Genomic DNA, 23,281 nt, shown 5'->3' with positions numbered 1-23,281 from the left:
CGACGGCAACGGCAACAAGAAGGCCGCCTACACCTCAGTCCTCAACGCGCTGAACGGCGGCGCCGTCGTGACGACCCGCCCGCCGACCAGCTCCGTGGTCACCAGCCGCCCGCCGACCAGCTCGGTGGTCACCAGCCGCCCGCCGACCAGCGCGGTCGTCACCACGGGTGGCGGCCAGTCCGGCACCTGCTCGGCCACGTACAACCTGGTCAACTCGTGGCCCGGTGGCTTCCAGGCCGAGGTGACCGTGCGCAACAACGGCTCCAGCACGCTCAACGGCTGGACCGTGTCCATGGGCCTGCCCAGCGGAGTGTCGATCTCCAGCCTGTGGAGCGGCACCGTGACCGGCAGCAGCGGCAACGTCACCGTGAAGAACGCCCCGTGGAACGGGACGCTCAACGGCAGCGGGTCGACCACGTTCGGCTTCACCGCGAACGGCAGCAGCTCCAGCACCCCGACCACGGGCTGCACCAGCCCGTGACGCACTGAACCACCCTTACGACGGCCGGTCCGGATCTCCGGGCCGGCCGTCGCCGTTACTAACGCAGGGCAGGTTTCACCGGGGCGGATCCCGTCAGCACCGGGGTCGTCGACGCCGTGGGGAGGCGGACGGTCACCTCCATGCCCCCGTCCGGCAGCGCCACGGCGGTCACGGTGCCCCCGTGGGCCTCGGCCACCGCCCGAACGATCGACAGGCCCAGGCCCGATCCCCGGCCCCCGGTGCGCTCGCGCCCGCCGCGCCGGAACGGCTCGAACAGCCCCGGCACGTCCGACTGCTCGACCTCCGGGCCGGTGTTGCCGACCACAAGCCACGAATGGGTGGCGTCGGCGCCCGTACGGGCCCACAGCCGGCCGTGCAGGTAGTTGTAGCGCACCGCGTTCTCGATGAGGTTGCCCGCCAGCCGGTCGAGCAGGCCCGGGTCGCCGACCACGGGCGCGGCCTCCAGGGACGTGTCGCGCTGCAGGCTGAGCCGGTCGATGTCGCGGGACACGGCCGACAGCGCGGTGGCCACCCCGTCGGCGAGGTCCGTGGGCATCTTGCGCACCAGCCGCCGGCCGGCCTGCGCCTCCGTACGGGCGAGCACCAGCAGGGCGTCCACCAGGGCGTTGGCCCGCTCCGAGGCGTCGCGCACGACCGTGGCCATGCGCCGGAACTCCGCCACGTCGGCGTCCGGGTCGGCCAGCGTGACGTCGACCTCGGTACGCATGACCGCAAGCGGCGTGCGCAGCTCGTGCGAGGCGTTGGCGACGAATCGCTTCTGGCTGTCGAAGGCCGTGCCGATGCGGTCGAGCATCGCGTCGAACGTGTCGGCCAGCTCGGCCACCTCGTCGTCCGCGCCGGCGTAGCGGATGCGCTGGTCCAGCGTCTCGCCGGACAGGCGCTGCGCGGTCGTGGTGACCTGCTGCAGCGGACGCAGGGCCCGCCCGGCGACGACGTACGCCCCCGCGATGCCGACCAGGCTCACCGCCAGTACGGCGACGACGCCCTTGATGAGCAGGCCGTGCGTGATCGCGTCGGCGACCATCACCTGCCAGGCGTGCGCGTCCAGCGAGCGGCCGTCGGCGAGGGTCACCCGCGAGCCCGGGCTCAGTTCGGCCGTGGGCCCGAGCGCGTCACCGACCAGCAGCCACGCGAGCACGAGCAGCAGCGCCGCGGCCCCGACGAGCAGGATGCCGTTGAGCAGGGTGAGCCGCAGCCGCAGGGTGGGTCGCACCCGTCGGCGCCCGGCCCGCGCGTTGTAGACCGTCATCCGGCGGCCGTTCGCGGGGCCGGCGCCCGGTAGCCCGCGCCCACCACGGTCTCGATGACGGGCGGGTCGCCCAGCTTCTTGCGCAGGGTCATCACGGTGACCCGCACCGTGGTCGTGAACGGGTCCGTGTTGGCGTCCCACACCCGCTCCAGCAGTTCCTCGCTGGACACCACGGCGCCGCGCGCCTTGAGCAGCTCCTCGAGGACGCCGAACTCCTTGCGGGTCAGGTCGACAGGCTGGCCGGCCCGGGTGACCGTGCGCTGCGCCTGGTCGAGCAGCAGGTCGCCGTGGATGAGGATCGGCGGGGCCTGCGGGGTGGCCCGCCGGCCCAGGGCCCGCACCCGCGCCACGAGCTCGTCGAACGCGAACGGCTTGGGCAGGTAGTCGTCGGCGCCCAGTTGCAGGCCCTCCACCCGGTCGGCGACGCTGCCGCTGGCGGTGAGCATGAGCACTCTGGTCAGCGCCCCCGACGCGACCAGGTCGGCGCAGATCTGGTCGCCGTGCACGCCCGGCAGGTCGCGGTCGAGGACCACCACGTCGTACCGGGTGACCAGCGCCATCTCGTGGCCGTCGGAGCCGTCGTAGGCCACGTCGACCGCGAGGCCCTCCCGTCGCAGCCCGCGCACGATCGCGTCCGCCAGCGTCCGCTCGTCCTCCACCACAAGTACCCGCACGTCGCCTCCCCTTGTCGCGCCCACGCTAGCCGGCGCTGCCAAGGGGCCGTCAACTGCGCAGGCGCCAGCTCCGCAGTTGCCCGCCGTCCGCGCAGACGACGTGGGTGTCCGTGGCGCGGCACCGGATGCCGGCCTGGACGGTGCCGACCGGGCCGAGGTCACGCACCGTGCCCGCGCCGAGGCCGAGCAGGCCGAGGCGGGCCTGCCCGGTGTTGTCGACCAGGACCGACACCAGGGAGGTGCGCCGCACGTCGCCGTCGACGACGCGCCAGCCGCCCTCGATGTCGAACACCTGACCGGTGGCGACGTCGATCGTCACGGGCGCGGAGCCGGCCAGCGCCGCCAACCGGCGGGTGGTCGGGTCGGTGGCGTGCACGGCGATGCCCGGCGCGTGCCAGAGCGTCTCGCCGGTACGGGTGTCGAACGCCCACGTCTGGTCCTCGGCTGTCAGGCACAGCACGCGCCCGCACGGGACGGGCCAGGCGACGACGTTGGGCACCCGCACCCGCCACAGCGTGGCCAGTCGCCGTAGGTCCCATCCCGTGACGACCGGCCCGCCCGGCGACGATGTGCTCACCGTGAGGAGGTGGGGAAAGGCCAGGCCATACGAGTCCTCCTGGTACGGCCCGACGTTGCCGCGGGAGGCCACCTTGCCGGTGGTGAGGTCCCACGAGCGGGCCTTGCCGTCGGCGTCTATCACGACCATGTACCGCACGTCCGAGCCGCCGACGACCACCCCGTCGTCCCAGGGCTGCACGCCCGGCAACGCCCACGTGGAGCCGGGCTCGATGTAGTTGACCCAACTGTGCTCGCCCGTGCGCAGGTCCACGGCGGTCACCAGGTGCGCCTGGGTCCGGCCGTCCAGGCGGGCGTCGGCCTCGGCCGTCGTCCGGCCCGGGGCACGGTCGATCATGATCGCGACGGTCCCGGCGATATAGACCAGCGGCACGGCGGGCATCGGGTACGACACGAGCCGCCGGCCGGCCCCCTGGCTGAGGACGCGGGTGGCCGTCGGCGTGCCGATGCTCGGCGGGAACCGGGTCACCAGGTTCACCGAGTCCGAGAAGTACGCCTCGGCCAGCGCACCCTCGATGGGCCAGGACCACCGCACGACGCCCCGGTCGAGGCTGCGGGCCACGAGGTGCAGCTGGCCGTTGTCGTCCGTGATGGTGTACACGGTGTCCTCGGTGACGCCGAAGAAGCCGTGGAACGAGGTGGACCGCCAGGCCAGCGTGAGCCCGTCCCCACCGGGGCGCGCCGGGCCGGTCAGCGCGGCGACCACGGCCACGATGACGAGCAGGAACGCGCCCACGTTGGGGCCCCGCACGCCGGTCTCGCGGGGCGCGGGCTCCCAGGGTGTGGAGATGTCGAGTTCGATGACACGCGATGGCTGCACGGAACCTCCCGTCCTGCGAGTCTCCGCGTGGCGGGCAGGTTGCATCAACTTTTCACGGGGATTTCCTACGACGACTGCGAGGCGTTCCAGGTCATCCGGGTGAGCTGGGCGCGGGCCTCGTCCGCGAGGTCGGCGGGCACGCTGATGCCGTACTCGGCGGCCTCCAGCGACTTGACCGAGGTGAAGTCGCGCTGGCCGCGGGTCATGGCATGACCCACGCCGCCGAAGATCGCGCCCCAGACGACACCGATGAGCACCGCGGCGACCAGCACGGCCCACCAGGACGAGCCCGTGGTGAAGATGCTCAGCAGCAGGCCGACGAACAGGCCGAACCAGCCGCCCGACAGCGCCCCGGCGGCGGCCGCCCGCCCGGTCGTGAGGCGGCCCAGGACGTTCTCGACCAGGCGCACGTTCGTGCCGACGATCGACACCCGGTCGACCGGGAAGCCGTTGTCGGACAGGTAGTCGACGGCGCGTTGCGCGGTCGGGTAGTCGGTGTATGTGGCGACGGTGACGGGCTGCGTCGCGGTCGGTTCGGTCATGGCACGCTCCCTGATAAGTGATCAGCGATAGCCATTGTGTAGTACCCGAGCGCGATCGTCCGATAACCGTCAGGTCGCGGCGGGTGTCCGTTCCGGCAGGGCGGCCATCCAGCCGGTGATCTGGCGGGCCAGCTCCGGTGCCGTCAGGCCGAGGTCGGCCAGCAGCTCAGCGCGGGTGCCGTGCGGGTGCCAGCCGGGCTCGACGCCGATCTCCCGCACCGGGGTCTCGATGCCGGAGTCGCTCACCAGCTGGGCGACCGCGCCGCCGACGCCGCCGGTACGCACGCCGTCCTCGGCGACCACGACCAGGCGGTGCGCCGCCGCCAGCGTGGCGATCTCGGCGGGCACGGGCCGCACCCAGCGCGGATCCACCACGGTCACGCCGTAGCCCTGCGCGCGCAGCCGCTCGGCCACCTCCACGCCCAGGTGGGCGAACGCGCCGACGGCCACGACGAGCACGTCGCCGCTCTCGTCCTCGGTGAGCACGTCGACCCCGCCCACCCGGCGCAGCGCCGGCAGCGGGGCGGGCACCGAACCGGTCGGGAACCGGACGATCGTCGGGCCGTCCTCGACCGCCACCGCCTCGCGCAGCTCCTGGCGCAGCGTGGCCTCGTCGCGCGGGGCGGCGATGCGCAGGCCCGGCACGACGCCGAAGACGGCCAGGTCCCAGATGCCGTAGTGCGACGGGCCGTCCGGGCCGGTGATGCCGGCCCGGTCCAGCACGAACGTGACCGGCAGGCGGTGCATGGCCACGTCGAGCAGCACCTGGTCGAACGCCCGGTTGAGGAACGTCGCGTAGACCGCGACGACCGGGTGCATGCCGCCGAGCGCGAGGCCGGCCGCCGACGTGGTGGCGTGCTGCTCGGCGATGCCCACGTCGAAGGCACGGTCCGGGTACGCGGCGGCGAGCGTGGAGATGCCGGTCGAGTCGCCCATCGCGGCCGTGATGCCGACGATGTCGGGCCGCTCGTGGGCGAGCGCCACCAGCTCCTCGCCGAACACGGCGGTCCACTTCACGGCCGGCTTCGCCATCGTCTTGCCGGTGGCCGGGTCGAAGGCGCTCGACGGGCTGTGCATGTGGTCGGCCTCGTCGTCCTCGGCCGGCTGGTAGCCGTATCCCTTGCGGGTCACGGCGTGCACGATGACCGGGCCGCCGAACCTCTTCGCCTGCTCCAGCGCGTCCTCGACGGCGGCCACGTCGTGCCCGTCGACCGGGCCCACGTACTTGAGGCCCAGGTCCTCGAACATCGCCTGCGGCGAAACGGCGTCCTTGATGCCCTTCTTGACCGCGTGCAGCACCTCGAACAGCGGCGGCCCGACCAGCGGAGTGCGACCCAGCGACTCCTTGATCACATCGAGGGCCTTCTCGTAGGTGGGGTTGAGCCGCAACTTGGTCAGGTGGCTCGCGAGCCCGCCGATCGTCGGGGCGTACGAGCGGCCGTTGTCGTTGACGACGATGACCAGGGGGTTGTCCGTGGCGGCGATGTTGTTGAGCGCCTCCCAGCACATGCCGCCGGTCAGGGCGCCGTCGCCGACGACCGCCACGACGTGACGCCGCTCGCCGCGCAGCGCGAACGCCTTCGCCATGCCGTCCGCGTACGACAGTGCGGTCGAGGCGTGGCAGTTCTCGATGACGTCGTGCTCGCTCTCGGCCTGGTTGGGGTAGCCGGTGAGGCCGCCCCGCTGGCGGAGCCGGTCGAAGCCGGCGACCCGACCCGTCACGATCTTGTGAACGTACGCCTGGTGGCCCGTGTCGAACAGCAGCCGGTCGCGCGGCGAGTCGAAGACGCGGTGCAGGGCGAGGGTGAGCTCCACCACGCCGAGGTTGGGGCCGATGTGGCCGCCCGTGCGGGCCACCTTCTCGACCAGGAAGTCCCGGATCTCGGCCGCCAGCATGGCCAACTCGTCCCGGCTCAGTCCGCGCAGGTCGGACGGGCCATTGATCGAGTCGAGCAGCCCGGCACGCGGGCGGCTCGGCGGGGCGTCGGTCTCCTCGCGCGTGCTCATGACCGGCCAGTCTATCCGGATCGCGCTCGCGGGCCACTCACGCGCGCCAGCCTTCACAGGGTCTCCACCGCGCCGCCGCCGGGTCGTGATGTGGGCCACCCGAGTGCCCTGACAGAGTGGTCGGCGTGCACATGTCAATCCTCCCCCGGGTCGCCCTCAGCCGGCGCGGCCTTCCCGGCGACCCGGTCGCCGCGCTGACCCCGCACGCCGACGTCGTCGAATGGGCGCACGAGCGCCCGCCGAACCCGGCCGAGCTGCGCGACCTGGCCGCTGACTGCGACGCGGTGCTGTGCTGGCTCGGTGACCGCATCGACGCCGACCTGTTCGCCGCCGCCCCGCGGCTGCGGGTCGCGGCGCTGGCCAGCGCCGGCTACGACGGGGTCGACCTGGCCGCCGTCCGCGCCGCCGGCGTCGTCGTCAGCCATGTGCCCGGCATCCTCCAGGAGACCACCGCGGACCTCGCGTTCGCCCTCATCCTCATGGCCCGCCGGCGGCTCGGCGCCGCGGTCGACGCCATGCGGGCGGGCGGCTGGACCGACAACCGGATGGACGGCTTCCTGGGCCTGGACGTGCACGGCGCGACGCTGGGCATCGTCGGCTTCGGCCAGATCGGTCAGGCTGTCGCCCGGCGCGCGCGGGGGTTCGGGATGCGGGTCCACCATCACGGCGGCCGCTCCGACGGCGAGGGCCTGTCCCAGCGGGTCACGCTCGACGAGCTGCTGCGTACCAGCGACGTCGTGTCGCTGCACCTGCCGCTCACCGACGCCACCCGCGGCCTGATCGGGGCCGCCGAACTGGCGCTGATGAAGCCGACCGCGACCCTGGTGAACACCGCGCGCGGGGGCATCGTCGACGAGGCCGCGCTGGCCGACGCGCTGCGTGCCGGGCGCCTGCACTCCGCCGGGCTGGACGTGATGACCGACGAGCCGCGCCGGGACCCGGCCGACCCGCTGTTCGGCGTACCCAACCTGGTCGTGTTGCCGCACGTCGGGTCGGCGACCGAGGCGACCCGCGCCGCCATGGTGGACCTGGCCGTACGCAACGTGCTCGAGGTCCTCGCGGGCCGGCCGGCGCTCACCCCGGTCCCCGGCACGCGGCCGGTCCCGGGGTGAGCGCGCGACCCGCGGGTACGAGCCGGTAGCTCAGGACCGCTGTGCCGGGTCAGCCGCGAGCAGCCGGCCGTGCAGGGCCGAGATCCACGCCATGGCGGCGATCACGCCGATGGCCAGCGTGAGCGAGCCGGCCCGACCGCCCGCCATCGCCCAGACGTTGCCGGCGAGGAGCGCCGTGCCGGCCACCAGCGACGCGATCCGGACGCCGCGGCCGGCGAGCTGACGGGCCAGCACGAAGCACGCGGCGATCAGGGCCGCGAACGACACCGTGCCCGCCGCCAGGTGCAGCCCGGCGTGCCAGCTCAGGGTCGTACCCGGCCCCGCGGGCGTACCGGCCGGGAAGCCGTCGCCGGGGTCCATCGTGAAGATACCGGCGACGATCATCCCGGTCCCGGTGACGGTCAGCAGCCGGGGCGCCCACCTGCTGGCGAGCATGCGGCGCAGGCCCGCCGCGCCGGCGATCATCAGCGCGCCGGTCAGCACGAACGTGGTGATCTGCAGCCAGCCGAGGTCCCCCGTGCTCAGCATGCTCAACGGGTGGCGGGTCAGGTCGAAGCCGGCCCGGGTGAACGCCTGCGCCAGCGACGCGGTGGCGAACAGCGGCGCGGCCAGCGCCCCGGCGACGAGCAGCGGCTTCGTCGCCGTGCGCGGCCGGACGGTCGTGGCGTCAGCGGGGATGGTCGACATGTTCGGTTCCTCTCGCGGTCGGTTGCCTTCACGCATGCGTCGACCGGACCGGTCGCGGATCGACATGCCGGCCCAAGAATTCTGGGGTACTACGGTTGTAGTGGGATTCACTACAACCGTAGTATCGGGTGATGGGACGCCGGGAGGACCTGCTCGACGCCGCGATCACCGTGCTCGGCGAGGGCGGCATGCGCGCGCTGACCCACCGCGCGGTCGACGCGGCGGCCGGGCTTCCACCGGGCTCCACCTCCAACTACTTCCGCACCCGCGACACGCTGCTCACGGCGGTCGTCGAGCGGTTCGTCGACCGCGAGCGGGCGGCGAGCGAGGAGATCGCCGGACGGCGGCCGCCGGGGACGCACGAGGAGCTGATCGAGGCGCTCGTCGACCTGGCGCGCGGCCAGACGGGCCGCCACCGCACCCTCGCGCTGGCGCGTTACGTGATCCTGGCCGAGGCCGCCATCCACCCGCCGCTACGGGCCGCGCTGCTCGCCGGCGGGGCGCGCGTTCGCGCGTACTTCCTGAACTGGTTGGCGGTCGCCGGCTCGGTGGATCCCGAACGCGACGCGCCCCCGATCATGAACCACTTCACCGGGCTCGTGCTGCATCAGCTGGCCGCACCCGACCCCGCGTTCGACCCCACGGCCGAGATCACCGCGCTGGTGACGGCCGTCCTACGACCCCGCTGACGGAGGCCACCATGGACATCGACAGCACCTGGCGCGCGATCGACGCCCAGCGCGTCCGCGTCGCCGACCTGCTCGACGGCGTGACCGGCGGCGAATGGGAGACCCCCTCGCTGTGCGCGGGATGGACCGTGCGCGACGTGACCGCCCACCTGACCCTGCAGCAGTTGGGGCTGCGCGAGGCGGTCGCACAGTTCCGCACGCTCGGCGGCCTCAACACGGTGATCCGCGAGGCGGCACGGCGCAGGGCGGCGACCCGCTCCCCCGCGTCGCTGGTCGCCGAGATCCGGGGCATGGTCGGCTCGCGGCGGCACAACATCGGCGTCACGCCGGCCGAGACGCTCATCGACATCCTCGTGCACGGCCTCGACATCGCCGTCCCGCTCGGCCGCGACCTCGAGATCCCGACGGACGCCGCCGCGGCCGCCGCCACCCGCATGTGGACGATGCGCTGGCCGCGTCCGATCGTGTCGCGGCGTCGGTTCGCCGGCCTACGCCTGACCGCCACGGACGCTGACTGGTCGGTGGGCTCGGGCGCCCCGGTCGAGGGCCCGATGACCGCCCTGCTCCTGCTCCTCGCGGGTCGCACCACCACCGCCCTCCCGCACCTGTCGGGCGCGGCCGCCCTGGCCGCGTGAGCGTTCAGCGCAGGGCGAGTGCGAAGAGGACGGCAGTGGCCGCTACGCAGGCCCAGCCGACTGGGCGCGCGGCCGGGGCACGCGGACCGGCTAGGCTCGGCGGGTGACGCGCGGGCCGCTGTTGGATGACGAGGCCCTGCACGCGTCGTCCGTGGTCGCCAACAACGCCATGAACCGGGAACGGCAGCTCACCGGCGTTAACAGTTACGCGCGCGAGCTGGGCTTCGACCCAGTCGACTGGCTCACCGAACGGCTTGCGTCGGCCGACCGGGTCGCATGGCTCGATCTGTGTTGCGGCACCGGTCGCGCCCTGATCCAGGCGGCCGACCGGCTGCGTCGAACGGGGCTCGCCGACCGGGTCCGTCTCGTCGGCGTGGACCTGGTCGATTTCTTCGATCCGGCCGCGGCGTCGCCGGAACTGGTGTGCGCGCCGGTGACCGCGTGGACGCCGGACCAGCCGTACGAGCTGATCACGTGCGTACACGGGTTGCATTACGTCGGCGACAAGCTCGGCGTCCTCGCCCGCGCGGCGGGCTGGCTCACCGACGACGGGATGCTGGTGGCCGATCTCGACCTGGCCAGCGTCCGGCTGGCGGGCGGGATCCCGGCCGGGCGGCCGCTCGCGAGTGCCCTGCGCGGGGCAGGACTCGGCTATGACAGCCGGCGCCGCCAGGTCCGCTGCGCGGGGCGACGGGAGGTCACACTGCCGTACACGTACCGGGGTGCCGACGACCGCGCGGGGCCGAACTACACCGGCCAACCGGCGGTCGACTCGATCTACGACCGCTGAGCCGACTGGGCGCGCGGGCGGGGCACCCGGACGGACGCCCGCGCGTGCCCGGGTCGGGGAAGGAGCGCGACGACCAGGCCGAGCAGGAGGGCCGCGACGACCGCGTCGACCCAGTAGTGGTTGCCGGTGACGACCACGACGACCACCGTGATGACCGGGTGCAGCAGCCACGCCCAGCGCCACCGGGTGCTGGTCGCCGCGATGAGGGCGATGGCGACCGCGAGTGCCCAGCCCACATGCAGCGACGGCATGGCCGCGTACTGGTTGGCGAGCGAGTCCGTGTCGGGCGCGCCGTACACGGACGGGCCGTAGAGGTGGCCGGTGTCGACCATGCCGACGCTGCTGAGCATGCGGGGCGGGGCCAGCGGCAGGAGCAGGTGCACCACCAGGCCGGCCGCGGTGAGCCAGGCCAGCATCCGCCGCGTCCACACGTAGTGATCGGGCCGCCAGAGGTACATCCAGATGAGCAGGAGGGCGGTGGCCGGGAAGTGGACGAACGCGTAGTAGGAGTTGGCCACGCGCACCAGGTCGACGTTGGGTAGGACGGCCTGCTGGATGGCGTACTCGCTGGGCAGGCGCAGCGCGCGCTCCAGGTGCCAGATGTCGGCGGCGTTGGCGAGCGCCGCGCCGACGTGCCCGTCTGCGACGACGCGGCCGAGCTTGTACGCGAGGAACAGGACGAGCACCAGGCCCACCTCGCGGGCCGCGCGCCGCAACGGGCGTCGCGGCGGGCGCGGTGCGGGTGCCGGATCGATGGCGTCGAGGACAGGGGCCGGGAACTCCTGGACCGCAGCCACCCTCGCCCCCCGTCACGGCCCCTCGCCAGGGCCGGCCCGGACCGGGCGGCTGTCGACCGTACCGCTCATTGTTGGAAAGAAGTTTCCCTATGCGCAACTTTTCCCATCGAGAAGTAGATCACCTGGCGGATAGCCGACAGCCGCCCCCGGTCCCCGGGTCAGACGCGGATCAGCTCACGATCGGTCGCCCGCGCGTCCAGGTGCTCGCGCAGGCCCTCGCCCTCGATGTCCACATTGGGCAGGGCCTTGTCCAGCCAGCGCGGTAGCCACCACGCGGCCCTGCCGAGCAGCGACATCACGGCCGGCACGATGGTCATCCGCACGATGAACGCGTCGATGACCACGCCGATCGCCAGCGCGAAGCCCATCGACTTGATGACCGGGTCCTCGACGAGGATGAAGCCGGCGAACACCGAGGTCATGATGAGCGCCGCGGCCGTCACGACCCGGGCACCGTGGCCCATGCCGTTGACCGTGGCCTGCTGGGCGGTGTCGCCGTGGACGTAGTCCTCGCGCATCCGGGAGACGAGGAAGACCTCGTAGTCCATGGCCAGGCCGAACAGGATGCCGATGAGCAGGATCGGCAGGAAGCTCACCAGCGGACCGGGCGTGTCCAGGCCCATCAGGTCGGCGAGGTGGCCCTGCTGGAAGACGAGCACGGTGAGCCCGAACGTGGCGCCCACCGTCAGCAGGAAGCCCAGCGCCGCCTTGATCGGTACGAGCACCGAGCGGAACACGAGCATCAGCAGCAGGACGGACAGGCCGACGACGAGCAGCAGGTAGACCGGCAGCGCGTCGGAGAGCTTCTCGGACACGTCGATGCCGACGGCCGTCTGCCCGGTCAGCGCGATGTCGGCCCCGTCGATCGTCCTGGCGACGGCCCGCACGTCATGCACGAGCGTCTCGGTCGCCGCGTCGGTCGGACCGGTCGCCGGGATGACGGCCAGGAGCGCGGTCCGCTTGTCCTGGCTGAGGTTGGGCGGGCTGACCGCGACCAGGTTGCTGGTGCCCTGCAGCGCGGCGGTCACCTCGGTCGCGGCGGCCGCCGTCCGCTCCGGCGAGTCCGACGACACGACCAGCGCGAGGCGGCCGTTGAAGCCGGGGCCGAACCCCTCCGTGATGAGGTCGGCGGCGTCGCGGGGCGGCGTACCGACCGGGCTGGCGTCCGCGCTCGGCAGGGCGAGGCGCATGTCGGCCGCGGGGATGGCCAGCGCGCCGAGGCCCACGATGCCGAGCAGGATCACCGGGATCCGCAGCTTGATGACCAGGCGGGCCCAGCGGAAGCCGAAGCCCTCGCGCTCCTCGTACTCCTCGGTCCGCCGCTGCTTGCGCGACAGGATCCGCCGGCCCACGAAGGCGAGCAGCGCGGGCAGCAGCGTGATCGCGACCAGGACGGCGACGGCCACCGTGCCGGCGGCGGCCAGGCCCATGACGGTCAGGAACGGGATGTTCACGACCACCAGGCCGGCGAGGGCGATGACCACGGTGGCGCCCGCGAACACGACCGCGGAGCCGGCGGTGCCGACCGCCCGGCCGGCGGCCTCGTCGGGCGGGAGGCCCTCCCTCAGGTTCTGCCGGTAGCGCGACGAGATGAACAGCGAGTAGTCGATCCCGACCGCGAGGCCCAGCATCAGGGCGAGCACCGGCGCGGTGGAGGTGAGCTGCACGACACCGCTCAGGGCGAACAGGCCGGCCATGCCGGCGCCCACGCCGATGAGCGCGTTGAGCATCGTCATGCCGGCGGCGACCAGGGAACCGAAGGTGATCACGAGGACGATGAGGGCGATGAGCACGCCGATGGCCTCCGTGCTGCCGATCTCCGGCTCGCCGCTCATCACCTCGCCGCCGTGCTCGACGCGCAGGCCGGCCGCCGCCGCGGCGGCGCCGCTGCGCTCGTACGCCTCGCGCTGCTCCGGGGTGACCTTGTCGACCCGCTCGGCGAACTGCACCTGGATCAGGGCGTGCCTCAGGTCCTGCGACACCGCGCGCGCCTGGAACGGGTCGACCGCCCCGACCACGCCGGGCAGCATCGAGGCCTCCTTGACCAGCGCCGCAACGGCCGCCTGGTAGGCGGGCGTGGTGAGCTGCTGGCCCGCGGGCGCGGCCACGACAATCGTACCGGTGGCGCCGCTCGCCTCGGGGAACTCGCTCTTCAGCGCGTCGATCGCACGCTGGGACTCGGTGCCGGGCATGGTGAAGTCGCTCGAGGTGGTGCCCTTGAACACCGCGGCACCCGCGCCGAGCGCGGCGAGCGCCACGAGCCAGACGATCACCACCAGCCCGCGCCGCCGGAACGAGGCCCGGCCGAGCCGGTAGAGCACTGTTGCCATGTCGGTTTCCTTGTCGACGAGGGGTCGGGGAACGGGACGTCAGGAGGTGTTCAGCGCGCGCCGCGCGACGCCGATGAGGGTTGCTCTCAGATCCGGATCGGTGGCGCACTCCGGATCCAGGACGACCGCGGCAGTGCCGGCGAGCACGACCTTGGCGGCCAGCTGCGCCGACGGGTCCGTGCCGCGCGCCAGGGCCGCCACGAGCCGGTCGGTCAGCGGCTTCACGTCGGCGAACGCCGGCTGGTGGAACAGGTGCGGCAGGTCGTGGTAGATCAGGGCGATCTCCCGCCGGTACGCGAGCACGAGGTCGACGAAGCCCTCGATGGCCGCGTCGCGGGCCTGCCCGGCGCTCATCGCGGACAACCGCTCGTCGAGTGCGGCCAGTTCGCGCGCCGGGGGCTCGACGAGCGCCGCGAGGATCGCGTCCTTGCCGGCGAAGTGGTAGAGCAAGGTCGCCTTCGAGCAGCCCACTTCGACGGCGATGTCATGCAGGGAGGCGCCCTTGTACCCGACATTCGCGAACTGCCGCGCCGCCGCCGCGAGGATCTCGTCGCGCGTGTTGAGCCGGGCCATGCGGTGACCACCTCCGCCGCCCATCTTGCCTGACCGATCGGTCAACTCCTGACCGATCGGTCAGAAAATGTGGTACGTCTCACGATCCCGGCGAGGGTAGCTTCCCCATGGCCGCTTGGAAGTTCTGTGGACGTTTTGTGGAACCCCTGTGGAACAGATGCTGCAACACGGTCCCGGCGACCATGTGCCTCGGCGGCGCTTCGTTGGCAGGGTTATCCGGTGTGGACGCGAAGGTAGGGGCTGAGCAGCTCGCGGGCGAGGCCGGTGGCCGCGTCCACGGACAGCCCGCTCTCGATCATGCGGCTGAGCGCGAAGACGGTCGACTGGATGAGTTCGGCGATCCGCTCGGGGTCGGACGCGCCGTGGTCGGTGAGCGCGGCACGCAGCGGCGCTTCCAGCCTGTCGTGCATGAGCCGGCTCGACGTCGCGAGGGTCTCGCTGCTGCCGACCGTGGCCAGCGCCCGGGCCAGGGCGTGATCGCCGCGGGCCACCAGTCGCAGGTTCGCCTCGATGTAGGCGAAGATCTTGTGGCCGGACGTGGTCGCGGTGTTCATGTGCTGCTCGACGTACGTCGCCCAGCGCGGGAAGGTGTCGACCACCAACGCGTCGAACAGGTCGTTGCGGGACCTGAAGTAGGAGTAGGTGCTGGAGCGGGCCAGCCCGGCCTGCTGGGCGACCTCGGCCAGGCTGGGGAGCTGGTCGGGACGTCGGGACAGCAGGGCGCGGGCCGCGTCGAGCAGCGCCGCCCGCTGCGCGGCCCGGTGTTCGGCGAGGGTGGCGGCTTGGATTCTCGGCACGCCACCCTCCTTCCCTCGCGCGGCAGTCCCGCTGCCGGTACGCCAGGGGCCGTACCAGCTACCGGCTCGCCGGCGCGATCTTGCCGTCGATCATCTCGTAAACCGTGTCACAGTACTCCAGCACGTCGTGATCATGGGTGACCATGACCACGGCGACCGACCGCTGCCGGGCCTCGCGGGCCAGCAGCTGCACGATGTCGTGGCTGCGCGCGCGGTCCAGGGCCGCCGTCGGTTCGTCGACGAGCAGGACCGTGGGCTCGGTGACCAGCGCCCGGGCGATCCCGACGCGCTGCCGCTCGCCGCCGGACAGCTGGTGGGGCCGCCGGTCGGCCTTGTCGGCCATGCCGACGTCGGCCAGCAGCTCGCGCGGGTCACGCTGGGATCGCTCGCTGCGGGGGCCCAGCCGCTGGACCAGCCGCAGCTGGTCGACGGCGGTCAGCGCGGGCAGCAGGTTGCCGGACTGGAACACGAAGCCGATGTGACGGCGCCGCAGTTCCGTACGGGTCCGCCGGCTGGACACCGTCATGTCCTGACCGGCGACGGTGACGGTGCCCTCGTCGGGGCGGGCCAGCCCGCCCGCCACGGCCAGCAGGCTGGACTTGCCGGCGCCGGACGGGCCGACGATCGCGGCGAGCTGGCCCGGCGGGACGGTGAGGTCGACGTGGTCGAGGGCCTGCACGATCTCCGCGGCGTCGCCGTGGCGCAGGCTGACCCCGCTCATCACCAGGCCGAGCTGGTCGGTGGCCGTGGTCGGGGTGGTGCTCATCGGTTTCCTCCCAGAGCAGTGGCCGGGTCCGTGAAGGTGACCCGCAGGACGGCAGCGCCGGCCCCGAGCAGGCCGAGGACGACCAGGCCGACGGACGCCGCGACGATGCTGGAGCCACTGAGCGCGAACGGGGCGCCGCTGCCGGCGACGTAGGCGCCGAGCGCGACCCCGACGGCCACCCCGGCGGCGACCGCGGCGGTCAGCAGGAGGAACGCCTGCGTCAGTGCGTCGCGCAGCACCCAGCCGGTGGACGCGCCGAGCGCGCGCAGCACGGCGACCTCCTGCTTGCGCTGGATCGCCCACACCGCGAAGAAGGCACCGGCCACGAGTGCGGAGATCACGTAAAGGAAGCCCTGGATCAGCTGGAGGGTGGTGGTCTCGGCCGTGTAGCCCGGCGAGGCCCCGAACGAGTCGCTGAGGGTGAGGCTCTCCGTGCCCGCGGCGGCGTCGCCGGCGGCCAGGTCGACGGACTTGCCGGACTCCGCGCGGACCGCCACGGCGGTGATCTCCTGCTTGGCCTTCTCCGGCACCGCCCGGCCCGGGGCCGTGCCGGACTTGACCTCCTGCCACAGCGCGAGCGGCACGTAGGCGACATCGACGTGCCCGAAGGTGTCCTGCTGCATGGTGACGCCGACGACCCGCATGCGGGTGCCGACCCGGTCCACGGTCACGACATCACCGATCTTCAGGCCGGCGTCGAGGGCCGTCGGGCTCACCACGATCCCATCGGGCGTGCCGAGCCGCTCGCCCTGGCTCACCTCGGGAGCGAGGAAGGAGTCCGCGGTCACGCCGAACAGGGCCAGGTCGACCTCGACGCCGCCGTCGGTACGGCCGTTGATCAGCGTGTTGCCGAACGGCGTGGCGTCGGCCACGTTGGGCTGCGCCCGCCACGCGTCGACGGCCGACGTGTCCACGACGCTGCGGGAGAACGCCGAGTCGTGTTGCACGCCGTGCGCGAATGCGAAGGACGTGACGGGCAGGTTCTGCAGGCCTGACACGCCGTCGCGGACGAGGCCGACCGACAGGCCGGACAACATCACCATCAGCACCGCGATCAGCGCGACAACCGCGCCCACCAGAGCGAACCTCAGCCGAGCGAACCGGAGCTCGCGAATCGCCAGGAACATCAGCGCGCGCCTCCCGAAGTTATCGACACCATGTCGACATCATATCGACGCCCTGTCGGGAAAAGGCGGCCGGGTCCCGCCCGGCGGCCTTTATGCGAGACATCACCTCATATCAACCGCCGGGCACGGGCTGGTCAGCGACCGTCCAACACCCCCGCCATGCGGGTGAGCGCGGCGAGCCGGTCGGACTCCGCGGGGGCCAGGATGACGCTGGTCGCGCCGGCGGCGTGGCGGGCCGCGATGCGCTCACGAACTTCGGCGGGCGTACCGGCGAGGGCCAGCTCGGCCACCCACTCCTCCGGCATGGTGGCCGCGAACTCCCGCGGGCTCGAACACGAGCGCCGATGGCCGGCCAGCGCGCCGGCGAAGGGCAACGCGGCCAGGTGGGGCGCCCAGTCGGGCTCACCGATCCAGGCCAGCCCCGCGCGGGCGGCAGCGCGCGCGGCCCGGCCGTCGTCCCCGACGACGGCGACGTCATAGGTGATGATCTCGGGACCGCCGCCTCCCAGACGCGCCACGGTGGCCGCGATGTACGGGGGCGCGGCGGGTTCGGCCAGCAGCACCCCGTCGGCGGCCCGGCCGGCGAGCGCGAGCGATCGGGGTCCGCGCACGCCGAGCACCACGGGCGGGACCACGTCCGGTCGCTCGTCGAGGACCACCCCCTCCACCTGGACGTAGCGCCCGTCGGCCGGTCCCGCCTCCCCGCGCAGCAGCGCCCGCACCGCCGCCGTGTACTCGCTGAGCAGCGTGAGCGGGCTGGCCGGCCAGGCGCCCACCTGCCGCATCCACCCCGGCATGCCGTGGCCGACGCCGGCGATGAGGCGCCCGGGGAACAACTGCGCGAGCGTCGCCAGCTCCATGGCGGCGAACGCCGCGTTGCGGGCGCCAGCCGGCAGGATGCCGATGCCGACCGTGATGTGCCTGGTCACCGCGAGCACCGCGCCCGCCTGGGCGACCCCGCCCCGGAAGCCGAGGTCCTCGACAACCCACAACTCGTCGAAGCCGAGCTGTTCGGCGCGGCGCGCGTACGGCAGTACCTGGGCGGCGGGCAGGTCCCGGGGCAGCATGACCCCGACGCGTCGCGTCCCCGCGGCGGTCACCCGCCGACGCCCCGCGCCACGCGGGCCGGGTCGCCCACGGCCTCCACGTTCACCGGCACGACACACCGCATCGTGCGGCCATCCTCGTGAGCAGCCATGCGGAAGATCGTAGAGCGCTCGCCCGTCATGCCGGCGCCGGCCACAGCTCGCCCGGGCCCAGGTCCAGCGTGCGGATGGTCACCCCCGCGTCGCCGGCCGCCGACGCCCCGGCGTCGACGATCGGGGCCAGCAGCCGCCCGAACTCATCGGCCTGCGCCGCGCCGAGCGCCTCCAGCGCCACCGGCGAGACGAGCTCGCCCGTGGCCACCAGCCCGACCACACCGGACCCGGCCGCGCTGCCCGCGACGCCGGGTCGCGCCTCGACGTACGCGCGGCAGGCGCCCGGCAGGTGTTCCATCAGGTCGGCGACCCAGATCACGTACACGCCGTGGCGCGGGCCGCGCTCAGCCACCCGCACCAGGGACGGCGACGTCGCGCCCGCGACCAGCACGATGACGGCCGGCGTGGGCTCCGCGCCGGCGGCCCGGCGCTCGATCAGCGCGTCGATCTCGGCGAGCAGGCCAGCCGCGGCCGACGCGTCGGCCGTGAGCGGGTGGGCGAACAGGCTGCGGGCCGTGTGCGGTAACCAGGCGAGCCACCGCCAGTCGCCGACCGTCGCCGGCGACACGACCGCCGCCAGGCGCACCTCGGCCGGGGCGTGCAGGGACACGAGCTGGGCGAGGAGGGCGCGGGCCAGCGGTACGGCGCTGCCGCCGTGCCCGGCGACCCCCAGCGCGCCGACCTCGGGCAGCTTGACCACGACCGGGAGACCGTCCACTGTGGCGTGTGCCGTGACCAGCTCCCGCAGTTCGTCCCAGAGCCGCTGCGGCGCCTCCGTACGCGGCGGCGGGGTCACCCGGGTGCGCGACGGGCGCGGACCCAGGCCCAGGCGCAGCACCAGGAAGTCGTCGCCGTCCGGCCGGCGGCTCCACAGGAGCGGGTCGCGGCGGCGCGCCGCCGCCGTCAGCTCCGGCAGGCCGGGGTGCTCGGCCGCCCGGCCGATCCGCTCGGCGTCCGCGGCCGCGCGCAGCCGGGCGTCGAGGTTGGCCAGCGCGGTGCGGAAGGTGGCCACGGCGGCGTTCTCCGCGCGCCACGTGCCCAGCGCGTCGAGGGCGTACGCGCCGGCGGCGGCCACGGGACCGAGCGCGACGAGCAGCCACGCGTACGGCGAGCCGGTGATCGCGACAAGGACCACGCCGGCAGTGACCGGGCCGACCAGGGCGAGCACCGGCGGCCGGCGCGGGCGCGGTGGTACGGGCGGCGCCGGCGCGTCCAGCTCGGCGCCCGCGTGGCGGGGTACCACGAGGGGCGCCCGCGCGTGGGTCGCGCCGGCCGCCCGGACCGTCACCCGGACGGCGGTGTCGCCCAGCAGCGCCTCGTCGCCGGAGCGCAGCACCGCCCGCTCGACCGGCCTCCCGTCGACGTAGACCCCGTTCGCGGCGCCCAGGTCGACGATCTCGACGACGTCGCCGACGGTGATGCGGGCGTGGTGCTTGGAGACCAGCGGATCGGTCAGCCGCACGGCGCAGGCGCGGTCACGGCCCACGGTGGCGTTGCCCGCGGGCAACGGAAACGGCCCGCGCCCCGCGTCCGGTCCGGCCACGATCTCCAGGGTGGCGGCCGGCTCCTCCGCCTCGGCGGCGGCGTGCAGCCGGCTGGCCGGCATGAGCCGCACCCGCGCGCCGGAGCGCGGCCCCACGGTGGCCACGAGGGCGTCCGCGGGTAGCGGCGTGCCGTCCGCGGTCCCCCCGACGGCGAGGGTGACGGCCGGCCACGCCGGCCCGCGCGCCGGGTCGCGGGTGGCGAGCGCGTGCGCGACCTCGCCGACCGTGGTGTCCGGGCCGACCGTGACCACGAGGTCGACCGCGTCGCCGCTCTCCCGGATCAGGGTCAGCCGCACGTCCGTCACGTCCGCCACGCTCCGGCGCCGATCGTCCGTTCGCTCACGCCGCCCGCCGCCGGTTGCCCGGCCACAGGGTGGCCAGGTTGACCATCGCGAGGAATCGCTGGTGCGGCCTGCGTTCGCGGCGCAGGCCACGCAGCGACTCGTCCACATCGGACCAGTACGCGGTGACGGCCTCGGGACTGGGGTCGCCGGGTCCGAACACGGCCGCGTCCGCGACCAGTGCCAGGCGCGTGGCCGCCGCCCGGCCGTCGACCGACAGCGCCTGCGCGCCGGCCAGCTCCTGCGCGGCGCGCCGCCGTGTCTGCCCGGTGGGCGACGGTACGCCCAGGTCGCGCAGGCGGTCGAGCAGCTCCAGCCAGCCGTTCGCGATCTGGGCGCTGGAGGTGGGGGCCCGCCGCCGACGGCGGCGACGGCGCTGCTTGAGCCCCACGATCGCGCCCACGACGAGCGCGAACAGCAGTACGGGCAGCCCGACGTACGTGGCGATGGTGAGCAGGACGGCGCACACGGCGCAGCGGTCCGGTGGCGGCAGGTCGTCGCCGGAGTCGTCCGCGTCCGGCGGGGCCGCCTGGTCCGGCGCGGGCAGCGCCACCGTGGGCGGCTGCACGATCTTCGCGTCGCCGTCCTCGTTCGGTTCGGGCTTGGGCGGCTTCGGCTTGTTCGTGATCGGCGGCGTGGGGTCGAACGGCACCCAGCCCAGCCCGTCCACGGCGACCTCGACCCAGGCGCTCACCATGCCACCGGTCACGTCGCCCGCCCCGGTGCCCGTCCTGGCGAACCACGCCTGCGACGGCGCCACGCCGAGCACGACCCGGGCGGGGATGCCCAGCCGGCGCAGCATGAGGGCGAGCGTCGCCGCGTACTGCTCGGAGTCGCCGACGAGCTGGTCGGCGGCGAGGAACTCGCGCAGCCGGCCGGCCCCGTGACCGGGCCGCGACGGCACCCCGGCCGCGCCCGTGCCGTCGCTGTAGGCGCCCGCGTGCATGCGGGTGAGCAGCGCGTTGAGGCGGCCCATCGGGGTGGCCGCGGTGGCCCACTCGACGGCCAGGGTCTGCACGGGCTCCGGGTCGCCGGCGATGTCGGGCAGGGTGACGGCCATGGTCGCCCGCCCGGCGAGGTCCTTCTCCCCCGGCACGGCGGGCACGAGCACGTCGAGGGTGTACGCGTCGCCGGCGGCCAGCACGGCCGGGGCGAGCCCGGTGCCCGTACTGCGGTTGTAGCGGAACGAGCCGGCGAGTTCGGCGGCGCGCGGGCCGCCGAACCGGGCGCCGGTGAGCGCGCCGACGGTCGGCACCCACACCCCGCCGAGATTCCTGATGGTGACCTGGACCGTGGCGGGCGCACCGGTGGCCTCGCTCGGGATGGTCGTACCGACCCGTTCGAAGACCCCGGACGCGGTGGTCGCGCCCGCGCCGCCGGCCACGCTCCACACCACGCCGTCGTAGGCGTCCATCACCGCCAGGCGCACCCGCGCCCCGGCCGGCAGGCCACTCACGCTGAACAGGACCTTGTCCTTGTCGGCGACCTCGAACCGGCGCAGGCCCGCGAGCGGACTCGGGTACTCGCTGAGATCCAGCGGCGGCTGCACATGCTCGCGCAGCACGTAGCGGTCGTCGTCGTCCGCGGGCAGCGCGGCGGCGAAGCCGCCCCCGGCGGCGAGCACCACCATCGCGGCCGCCCCGGCGACGCGGCGCCGCCCGCCGGCCACGCCGGCGACGGTCGCGGCGGCCGGGCGGCGGCGCCGCTGGCGCAGCGCGGCCCAGGCCAGCGCCAGCGCGGCGAAGCCCACGCCCTGCACCAGCAGCGAGGCGGGCGCATCCGTGCCGAACAGGATCGAGGCGACCAGCAGCGCGCCGGGCGCGAGCAGCGGCAGGGTCGGCAGCCGGGTCCGCCCGGCGAGGAGCATCCCGGCCAGACCGCAGACAAACCCGCACAGGTACGGAATGACGAGCAGGTGCCCGCTCGCGGGCGCCGGGGGCAGGGTGGTGAGCAGGTCCCGCCACCCGTGCACGGACCCGTCGACGACGCCGCGCACGGTCGCGGGGCCGGGCACGACCCCGCCGGTCGTGGTCTCCCGCAACGCGGCCGGCCCGGCCGCGAGGAGGTACACGACGAGACCGGCGGCGACCGTGACGAGCACGCCCCACCGCAGGCGCACGGCGGCCAGCGCGACGAGCAGGCCGAGCAGCAGGCCGGCGACCCCGGCCACGAGGTAGGACAGCCCGCTGAACACCGGCCCGAACCCGAGCAGTCCCACGACGCCGAGCGCCGCGAGGAACCCGGCGTCGACCAGCGGTCGCCGGCTCATGAGCGCACCACCACCCGCAGGACCGTGCGCAGGTCGGCGAGGTTCGGGATGGTGAGGACGCTGAGCTGGCCGGCGCGCTGGGCGGCCGGTCGGGCGCCGTCGACCACCCGTACGCCGACGACGCGCACGTCCGGCCCGAACCGGGCGGCCGCGGCCTGCATGTCGGCCACCTCCATGAGGGCGCCCGTGACGAGCACGGCGAGGCTCACGTCCGGGGCGACGCGGCTGGTCCGCACGACGGAGGTGACGAGGTCGGAGCCGGGCGCGCCGAACTCGGCGCGGCTGAACTGGTCGAGCACGAGGCCACGCGACTGCCGCAGGCGGGCGGGCGCGCTGTGGCCGGCCGCGATGACGGACACCCGCTGCTGGTCGTCGACGGCCCGCACCGCGAGGGACCCGCCGACCGAGCAGGCCACCTCGAACTGCTCCGGACCGGCGTACTCGCGGGCCGCGCCGCTGACGACGACGGCCAGGTGGGCGGTACGCGTGTCGACGAACTGGCGGACCATGAGCTTGCCGACCCGCGCGGACGTGAACGCGTGCACGTGCCGCAGGTCGTCGCCGGGGACGTACTCGCGCAGAGCGTGGAACGCCACGTCGTTCATGGACAGGTCGTTCGTGGTCTGGCCCTCAAGGTCGCGCAGCAGGCCGGCGCCCAGGTTCTCGATGGCGACCGTGGCCGGGTGGATGAACAGCTCCTCGGCCTCGGTCCAGGTCACCTCGCGGCGCAGCAGGCCGAGCGGGTCGCCGCGCACCGACGTGGCCGGACCGGTGGTGAGCACGCCGCGCCGCGCGGCCGGGATGGTGACGAGCACCCGGTGCTCGGCGCCGGGCGCCAGCGCCGGCACCTCGATCGGGATGGGTTCCAGCGCGGTCGCGCCCGCGCGTACGGGCAGCTCCACCCGCAGCGGCGCGAGCCGCCGCGACGCCGTGTTGCGGATGCTGACCGTGCCGCGGAACTGGTCGCCCACGGTCACCCTGGGCGGCACGACGTCGATCTCGATGGCCAGCTGGGTGCGACCGAGGGTGTAGTAGACGGCTAAGGCCACCAGCAGCAGCCCGGCCGCGCCGACGACGAGCAGCTCCCGCCAGCCCAGCAGCAGCCCGGCGACCAGGCACGCCAGGCCGAGGGCGAGCACGGTGGCACCCAGCGCGGTCGGCAACAGCAGGGCCGTACGCACGGGCGCGGGTACGCGGGCCCAGCCGGCGGCCGCCGCGCGGGCGCCCGCCGCGTCGGCGGCGCGCGGCGACCCTG

At 74.1% G+C, this 23,281-nt stretch carries 21 protein-coding genes; 5 read left to right on the top strand and 16 right to left on the bottom strand.

Features of this window, described 5'->3' with window-relative positions:
- Window positions 1-481, top strand: a 481-nt coding sequence (locus tag ABD191_RS27155) for a cellulose binding domain-containing protein (protein ID WP_344088220.1), incomplete at its 5' end; no start/stop codon positions are given.
- A gap of 58 nt (window positions 482-539) precedes the next feature.
- Here the strand turns inward: ABD191_RS27155 and ABD191_RS27150 are convergent.
- From ABD191_RS27150 to dxs, 5 genes are all read right to left on the bottom strand, one after another.
- A complete protein-coding gene (locus ABD191_RS27150; RefSeq protein WP_344088217.1) occupies window positions 540-1,751 on the bottom strand; it encodes a sensor histidine kinase in 1,212 nt (403 codons plus the stop codon).
- Window positions 1,748-2,425 (bottom strand): response regulator transcription factor, encoded by a 678-nt coding sequence (locus tag ABD191_RS27145; protein ID WP_344088214.1) that lies wholly within the window; start codon window positions 2,423-2,425, stop codon window positions 1,748-1,750. The genes ABD191_RS27150 and ABD191_RS27145 overlap by 4 nt, the downstream gene beginning before the upstream one ends.
- A 49-nt stretch (window positions 2,426-2,474) precedes the next feature.
- Window positions 2,475-3,821: a PQQ-binding-like beta-propeller repeat protein gene (locus ABD191_RS27140; protein WP_344088211.1), complete on the bottom strand. Its 1,347-nt coding sequence runs from the start codon at window positions 3,819-3,821 to the stop codon at window positions 2,475-2,477.
- A gap of 65 nt (window positions 3,822-3,886) precedes the next feature.
- Window positions 3,887-4,363 carry a YflT domain-containing protein gene (locus ABD191_RS27135; RefSeq protein WP_344088208.1) on the bottom strand — a complete coding sequence of 159 codons (477 nt, stop codon included), beginning with the start codon at window positions 4,361-4,363 and terminating at the stop codon, window positions 3,887-3,889.
- Window positions 4,364-4,432: 69 nt separating this feature from the next.
- On the bottom strand, window positions 4,433-6,370 hold the full coding sequence (gene dxs, locus ABD191_RS27130) for a 1-deoxy-D-xylulose-5-phosphate synthase (protein ID WP_344088205.1): 1,938 nt from the start codon (window positions 6,368-6,370) through the stop codon (window positions 4,433-4,435).
- A gap of 131 nt (window positions 6,371-6,501) precedes the next feature.
- Here dxs and ABD191_RS27125 point away from each other — a divergent pair, with 131 nt between their 5' ends.
- Entirely contained in the window at window positions 6,502-7,482 is a 981-nt protein-coding gene (locus ABD191_RS27125) for a 2-hydroxyacid dehydrogenase (protein WP_344088223.1), read from the top strand.
- Window positions 7,483-7,512: 30 nt separating this feature from the next.
- Here ABD191_RS27125 and ABD191_RS27120 read toward each other — a convergent pair whose 3' ends face one another.
- Window positions 7,513-8,169 (bottom strand): DUF998 domain-containing protein, encoded by a 657-nt coding sequence (locus tag ABD191_RS27120; RefSeq protein ID WP_344088202.1) that lies wholly within the window; start codon window positions 8,167-8,169, stop codon window positions 7,513-7,515.
- Window positions 8,170-8,300: 131 nt separating this feature from the next.
- On the opposite strand from ABD191_RS27120, the gene ABD191_RS27115 reads away from it, so the two are divergent.
- From ABD191_RS27115 to ABD191_RS27105, 3 genes are all read left to right on the top strand, one after another.
- Entirely contained in the window at window positions 8,301-8,858 is a 558-nt protein-coding gene (locus ABD191_RS27115) for a TetR/AcrR family transcriptional regulator (protein WP_344088199.1), read from the top strand.
- 11 nt (window positions 8,859-8,869) lie between these two features.
- The gene (locus ABD191_RS27110; protein ID WP_344088196.1) at window positions 8,870-9,493 is read left to right on the top strand and encodes a maleylpyruvate isomerase family mycothiol-dependent enzyme; all 624 of its coding nucleotides are present in this window, start codon (window positions 8,870-8,872) and stop codon (window positions 9,491-9,493) included.
- Window positions 9,494-9,596: 103 nt separating this feature from the next.
- Window positions 9,597-10,283: a class I SAM-dependent methyltransferase gene (locus ABD191_RS27105; protein WP_344088193.1), complete on the top strand. Its 687-nt coding sequence runs from the start codon at window positions 9,597-9,599 to the stop codon at window positions 10,281-10,283.
- Here the strand turns inward: ABD191_RS27105 and ABD191_RS27100 are convergent.
- From ABD191_RS27100 to ABD191_RS27055, 10 genes are all read right to left on the bottom strand, one after another.
- Window positions 10,271-11,080: a phosphatase PAP2 family protein gene (locus ABD191_RS27100; protein WP_344088190.1), complete on the bottom strand. Its 810-nt coding sequence runs from the start codon at window positions 11,078-11,080 to the stop codon at window positions 10,271-10,273. The two genes, ABD191_RS27105 and ABD191_RS27100, sit on opposite strands and share 13 nt — an antisense overlap.
- 158 nt (window positions 11,081-11,238) lie before the next feature.
- Window positions 11,239-13,410: an MMPL family transporter gene (locus ABD191_RS27095; protein ID WP_344088188.1), complete on the bottom strand. Its 2,172-nt coding sequence runs from the start codon at window positions 13,408-13,410 to the stop codon at window positions 11,239-11,241.
- 39 nt (window positions 13,411-13,449) lie between these two features.
- Complete coding sequence (locus tag ABD191_RS27090; RefSeq protein WP_344088186.1) at window positions 13,450-13,983, bottom strand: TetR/AcrR family transcriptional regulator; 534 nt, start codon at window positions 13,981-13,983, stop codon at window positions 13,450-13,452.
- 212 nt (window positions 13,984-14,195) lie between these two features.
- The gene (locus tag ABD191_RS27085) at window positions 14,196-14,780 is read right to left on the bottom strand and encodes a TetR/AcrR family transcriptional regulator (protein ID WP_344088184.1); all 585 of its coding nucleotides are present in this window, start codon (window positions 14,778-14,780) and stop codon (window positions 14,196-14,198) included.
- Window positions 14,781-14,838: 58 nt separating this feature from the next.
- Window positions 14,839-15,546 (bottom strand): ABC transporter ATP-binding protein, encoded by a 708-nt coding sequence (locus ABD191_RS27080; RefSeq protein WP_344088182.1) that lies wholly within the window; start codon window positions 15,544-15,546, stop codon window positions 14,839-14,841.
- Window positions 15,543-16,622, bottom strand: a complete 1,080-nt coding sequence (locus tag ABD191_RS27075) for an FtsX-like permease family protein (protein ID WP_344088179.1) — start codon at window positions 16,620-16,622, stop codon at window positions 15,543-15,545. Before ABD191_RS27075 ends, ABD191_RS27080 begins: the two co-directional genes overlap by 4 nt.
- Window positions 16,623-16,807: 185 nt before the next feature.
- A complete protein-coding gene (locus tag ABD191_RS27070) occupies window positions 16,808-17,773 on the bottom strand; it encodes an LLM class flavin-dependent oxidoreductase (protein ID WP_344088176.1) in 966 nt (321 codons plus the stop codon).
- Between the two features lie 124 nt (window positions 17,774-17,897).
- Entirely contained in the window at window positions 17,898-19,721 is a 1,824-nt protein-coding gene (locus ABD191_RS27065) for an FHA domain-containing protein (protein ID WP_344088172.1), read from the bottom strand.
- A 34-nt stretch (window positions 19,722-19,755) separates the two neighbouring features.
- Window positions 19,756-22,026: a transglutaminase-like domain-containing protein gene (locus tag ABD191_RS27060; RefSeq protein ID WP_344088170.1), complete on the bottom strand. Its 2,271-nt coding sequence runs from the start codon at window positions 22,024-22,026 to the stop codon at window positions 19,756-19,758.
- The coding region (locus ABD191_RS27055) for a DUF58 domain-containing protein (protein WP_344088167.1) at window positions 22,023-23,281 on the bottom strand (1,259 nt) is incomplete at its 5' end. The genes ABD191_RS27055 and ABD191_RS27060, both read right to left, overlap by 4 nt.

The sequence above is a fragment of the Luedemannella helvata genome (assembly GCF_039528415.1).
In the GTDB taxonomy this organism is placed as follows: Bacteria; Actinomycetota; Actinomycetes; order Mycobacteriales; family Micromonosporaceae; genus Luedemannella; species Luedemannella helvata.
Note: the sequence above shows the minus strand (reverse complement) of the source record. Positions and strands in the feature narration are given on the sequence as shown.